The 5047-nt window shown below is 70.5% G+C and carries 5 protein-coding genes; 1 reads left to right on the forward strand and 4 read right to left on the reverse strand.

The window, feature by feature from the left end; all coding sequences use genetic code 11:
- Positions 1-24 precede the first annotated feature (24 nt).
- From AB4880_RS01590 to AB4880_RS01605, 4 genes are all read right to left on the reverse strand, one after another.
- Entirely contained in the window at positions 25-333 is a 309-nt protein-coding gene (locus tag AB4880_RS01590; RefSeq protein ID WP_367917445.1) for a DUF1416 domain-containing protein, read from the reverse strand.
- A gap of 4 nt (positions 334-337) precedes the next feature.
- The gene (locus tag AB4880_RS01595) at positions 338-1186 is read right to left on the reverse strand and encodes a sulfurtransferase (RefSeq protein ID WP_367917446.1); all 849 of its coding nucleotides are present in this window, start codon (positions 1184-1186) and stop codon (positions 338-340) included.
- Positions 1187-1337: 151 nt separating this feature from the next.
- Positions 1338-1487: a putative leader peptide gene (locus tag AB4880_RS01600; protein WP_367917447.1), complete on the reverse strand. Its 150-nt coding sequence runs from the start codon at positions 1485-1487 to the stop codon at positions 1338-1340.
- Between the two features lie 76 nt (positions 1488-1563).
- Positions 1564-3405 (reverse strand): DUF4012 domain-containing protein, encoded by a 1842-nt coding sequence (locus tag AB4880_RS01605; protein WP_367917448.1) that lies wholly within the window; start codon positions 3403-3405, stop codon positions 1564-1566.
- A gap of 85 nt (positions 3406-3490) precedes the next feature.
- Between AB4880_RS01605 and AB4880_RS01610 the strand changes: the two genes are divergently transcribed.
- A complete protein-coding gene (locus AB4880_RS01610) occupies positions 3491-4972 on the forward strand; it encodes a tyrosine-protein kinase domain-containing protein (protein WP_367917449.1) in 1482 nt (493 codons plus the stop codon).
- The last annotated feature ends 75 nt before the right edge of the window (positions 4973-5047 follow it).

Genomic DNA, 5047 nt, shown 5'->3' on the forward strand with positions numbered 1-5047 from the left:
CGGGGCGCTTCGGCGTTGGTGGCCTCAGATGTTGATGAGGACCTCGGCGACCGAGCCGGTCTGCGCCTGCACGACGCGGTCGACCGGGTCGGCCTTGGGGGCGAGGGTCCGCAGCGTCCACTGGCCGTCGCCGGCGAAGAACCGGAAGTGGCCGGTCGCGGAGGTGGGGACCTCCGCGGTGAACTCACCGCTCTTGTCGAGCAGGCGGACGTAGGCGCCGGCGACCGGGGTCGCGTCGTCGCCCGTGCCGCGCACGACCTGGCCCTGGATGACCGCTTCCTTGGTGGTGTTGATGCCCTCGAGGGACAGACCACCGACAGTTGCACCGCACATGTTCTCAGGCCTCCCCGGGCTCGTCGCCGAGCGCGATCGGAACGCCGACGAGGGAGCCGTACTCGGTCCACGAGCCGTCGTAGTTCTTGACGTTCTTCTTGCCGAGGATCTCCTGCAGCACGAACCAGGTGAGCGAGGAGCGCTCACCGATGCGGCACAGGGCGATGGTGTCCTTGGTCTCGTCGAAGCCGACCTCGGCGTACAGCGCCTGCAGGTCCTCGTCGGACTTGAAGGTGCCGTCGTCGTTGGCGTTCTTGCTCCACGGAACGTTGACCGAGGTGGGGATGTGGCCGGCGCGCTGCGACTGCTCCTGCGGGAGGTGGGCCGGGGCGAGGAGGCGGCCGGCGTACTCGTCGGGGCTGCGGACGTCGACCAGGTTCTGGGCGCCGATGGCGGCGACGACCTCGTCGCGGAAGGCGCGGATCGAGCGGTCCTGCTCCTGGGCCACGTAGGTGGTCGCGGCGCGGGTCGGCAGCTCGGCGGTCAGCTCACGGCTGTCGAGCTCCCACTTCTTGCGGCCGCCGTCCATGAGCTTGACGTCCTGGTGGCCGTAGAGCTTGAAGTACCAGTAGGCGTAGGCCGCGAACCAGTTGTTGTTGCCGCCGTAGAGGACCACGGTCTGGTCGTTGGCGACACCGCGCTCGGAGAGCAGCGCCTCGAACTGGGCCTTGTTCACGAAGTCGCGACGGACCTGGTCCTGCAGGTCGGTGGTCCAGTCGAGCTTGATCGCGTTCTTGATGTGGCCCTTGTCGTAGGCCGTGGTGTCCTCGTCGACCTCGACGATGACGACCTGCGGGTTGTCGAGGTTGTCCTCGACCCACTGTGCGGAGACGAGCGAGTTCTCGCGGCTCATGAGATTCCTTACTGGTGTTTCGCGGTGATGAAATTGCGATGCGGATACGACGGTGCTGTTGCGGCAGCGGGGCACGCACAGGACTGCGCCTGGGCGCGACGGCGCCACGGAAGGCGACGGGAGACGGCAGAGCGCCGGAATCAAGAACCCGTCAGCAGGGTCGACACAGCGCCGAGCTGACGCGGCAGTTGTCCACCGCGCGCCGCTTGGTCAGCAGCAGGGTCGTCGACATGGGGAAGAGCCTAGGCGGCTTTGCCCGATCTACGAACTCGGCGTCCCAAATGTCGAGACGCGTGTCCATATGGCAAGACGGCGCGCGGCGGCCGCCGTGGCCAGGCGGGGTCGGGAGAGTCAAGAAACGGGATCCTGCACCAAAATCAGCGGACCGCGCAGGCCGACGGGATCGTCGCGTTCGACGACCCGATGCTCGAGCCGGGGCTGACCTCGAGCCGCGCGTCGCCGTCCTGGCCCTTGCCGCTGCGGACCACGAACTGCAGGGTGTGCCGCTCCTGCGGCTCCAGGCTGATCGCGACCCGGGCCAGGCCACGGTGGGCGAACTGCAGCACGTCGGGGCCGTCCATCAGCTGCCCGTCGAGCTCGAACCGGCCGACCTCTCCCCCGACGGGCGTGGTGATGTAGAGGACGAGCAGCTGGTTGCCGGGCGTCACGCGGACGTGGGGGTAGCCGGCGCCGGTGATGGCCGGCGGCAGCGAGCGCGGGTCGGCCGGGGTGTCGGAGTGGAGCTCGACCGTGCCGGCGATGGTCTGCCGGCCACCGGAGCAGTCGCGAGCGACGGCGTGCGCGCTGTACTTCAGGTAGTACTGCATCTTCGTCGGGCCCGCGTCGTTGACGTAGATCCCCACCCGCGGCGTGCGGGTCGGTCCGGACGGGAACTCACCGGCGATCTGGGTGCCGGCGATCTGCTGCTGCTCGGCGTCGTCGAAGAGATGCAGCCGCACCCGGCCCTCCTCGACGCCGCGGACCAGCCCGGTCAGGGTGGCGACCGAGTCGCCGGTGCCGTTGGCGAGGGCGTCGAAGACCGCCTTCGCGACCGCCTGCTGGTAGGCACTCTGGGCGCGCCGGTCGCCGGTGGCGCGGTAGATCTGGTTCTCGACGGCGGCGACGACGGTGCTCGCGGTGATCCCCGGATAGCCCGGTACGGCGACGCCGCCGGTGCCGCTCATCAGGTAGCTCACGGCGACCGGGTCGACGAAGACGATGGCGTCGATCCGGCTGCCGCGGAACATCTCCCAGCGGGCGCGGATCAGGTCGGCGGCGCGCGCGAAGTCGGGCGTGAGGGTCGCGTCGACGGCGTACCGGCCGAGCATCGGGCCGAACACCCGCTGCTCGTCGGCGGTCAGCGGCAAGATCGGCTCGGGCGTGCTGTGCAGGTCGCCGGCGTCGCTCTGCTCGGCGACGCGGACCCGGCCGCGATCGGTGTGCAGCAGGGTCAGCGCGCCGGGGAGGCCGCCGCTGCTGCGGGCCTCGGCGTTGTTCTGCAGCACCAGCAGGATGTTGCGGGGCCGGTCCTTGCCCAGCAGGGCGGGCAGCAGCCGCGCCGCCCGGTAGGTGGAGCCGAGCGTGCTGCGCGTCGTACCGACGAGGTCGCGGAGCTCGTCGAACTTGGCCCGCACCGGGCCGACGAAGGACGACGAGTCGACCTTGGACAGCCGCTCCTCGGCGCGGTCGAAGGCGCCCTGGCTGCGCTCGGCGGGCGCGGCGAGGCCGGTGATGCCGTCGATCGGGAAGGCGTGGCCCGTCGGCCGGAAGGCCTCGCCGGACACCTCCTCGGCGGCGTCGGCGAGCGGCGGCAGCCCGTCGCGGCCGATGTCGGCCAGCACCGACGACACCACCGCGATGCCGTCGAGGTCGTCGCCGAAGCCGGGCATCAGCTCGAGCGCGGACCAGGTGAGGCCGCCGGTGCGGCTCTCGGCCGTGTCGACGGAGTCCTGGTACTCGCGCATCGCCAGGCGCGCGCCGTCGGCGTCGCCGCGGATCAGCGCCGCGCGCATCACCTCGGCGTGGCTGGCGGCGTCGCTGAGCGCGCGACTGGCCGACCAGAGCGTCCACCCGACCCACAGCCCGGCGACGAGGACGACGCCCGCGACGACGAGCCAGAAGCCCCGTCGTCCCTGGACGATCCGGCGCATCCGATGCTGGACGCGCTCCCAGGGGGTCTGCGGCCGGCGACGGCGCCTGCGACGCCGCTCGGTCGACATGGCGGGGAGTGTAACAACGCGCACGCCGCCGAATGTGGCGTAGTGCACTGGCACGCGGGGAGGACCGCCTACACTGCATGCGCCGGTGCCCCCACGGTCCGGATCCATCCCCGGACCACCATGTCAGGACGAGGTCGACACTTTGGACTTCAAACAATTTCTCGGCGTACTGCGACGCCGCTGGCTCAGCGTCGTGGCCCTCATGGCCGTCGGAGTGGGGATCGCGTCGCTGCTGTCCTTCGTGGTCCTGACGCCGAAGTACGAGTCGCGTTCGACGGTGTTCCTCAGCGTCGACGTCCGCGACACGACCGACGCGATCACCGCGCTGTACTTCGCGCAGACGCGCGCGACGGCGTACGCCGACCTGGCGAGCAGCGACGAGCTCTCCAAGCGGGTCATCGACGCGCTGGACCTCGACATGACGTCGGCCCAGCTGTCGGCCGAGATCAGCGCCGAGGTCGTCGAGCAGACCTCGCTGATCAGGCTGACCGTGGTCGACAAGTCGGCGCGGCGCGCGCAGACGATCAACAACGTGCTCACCGACCAGTTCACGAGCTACATCGCCGAGCTGGAGACCCCTGGTGGCGCGACCTCCGGTGAGACCCCGCAGATCACCGCGCAGATCACCGACAAGGCGAGCTACAGCCCGAAGGCGGTGAGCCCGCGCACGACGCTGTACATGGTCGTCGCCGGCCTGATCGGCCTGCTGCTCGGCATCGCGCTGGCGCTGGTCCGCGAGCTGCTCGACCGCACCATCCGCACCGCGGAGCACGTCTCGGAGTTCACCGAGGCGCCAGTGCTGGCGAGCGTCGGCTTCGACACCGACATGCGCAACGCCCCGCTGCTGACCGACCTGGGCGGCTTCGCCGCGCGGACCGAGGCGTTCCGCCTGCTGCGCACGAACCTGCAGTTCATCGACCTCGACAACCAGCCGCGCTGCCTGGTGATCACCAGTGCCGTCCCCGGCGAGGGCAAGACGATGACGGCGACCAACCTCGCCGTCGCGCTCGCCCAGACCGGCCGCAACACGCTGATCATCGACGCCGACCTCCGTCGTCCCCGCGTCGCCAGCACTCTCGGTCTCGACCCCGCCGTCGGCCTCACCACGGCCCTCATCGGCCGCACCGAGATCCACGACGCGATCCAGGTCCACGAGCCGAGCGGCCTGCACGTCCTCGCCTCGGGCGCGAAGCCGCCGAACCCGACCGAGATCCTGCAGTCCCGCATCACGCAGGACCTGATCGAGCGGCTGCGCGCGTCGTACGACATCGTGATCATCGACGCCCCGCCGCTGCTCCCCGTCGCCGACACCTCGGTGCTCGCCACCCTGTGCGACGGCGTCATCCTCGTCGTGCGCCACGCGGCCACCACCCGCGACCAGGTCAGCGAGGCCGTCAACCGGCTCACCCAGGTCGGCGGCCGGCTCTACGGCGTCGTGGTCAACATGGTCGCCAAGCGCGCGATCGGCTCGTATTACTACTACTACTACGAGGAGACCGCTCCCGAGCGGGGCGGCAAGTCGAGCCGCTCGAGCTCGTCGAGCGGCAAGCGCGCCGCGTCGCGCTGACCCTGCTCTCCTGCGAAGGCCCCGACCTGCTGGTCGGGGCCTTCGGCGTTGTCGGGGCCGCGGGGATGGGAGTCG

The sequence above is a fragment of the Nocardioides ginsengisoli genome, assembly GCF_039537225.1.
GTDB classification, from domain to species: domain Bacteria; phylum Actinomycetota; class Actinomycetes; order Propionibacteriales; family Nocardioidaceae; genus Nocardioides; species Nocardioides ginsengisoli.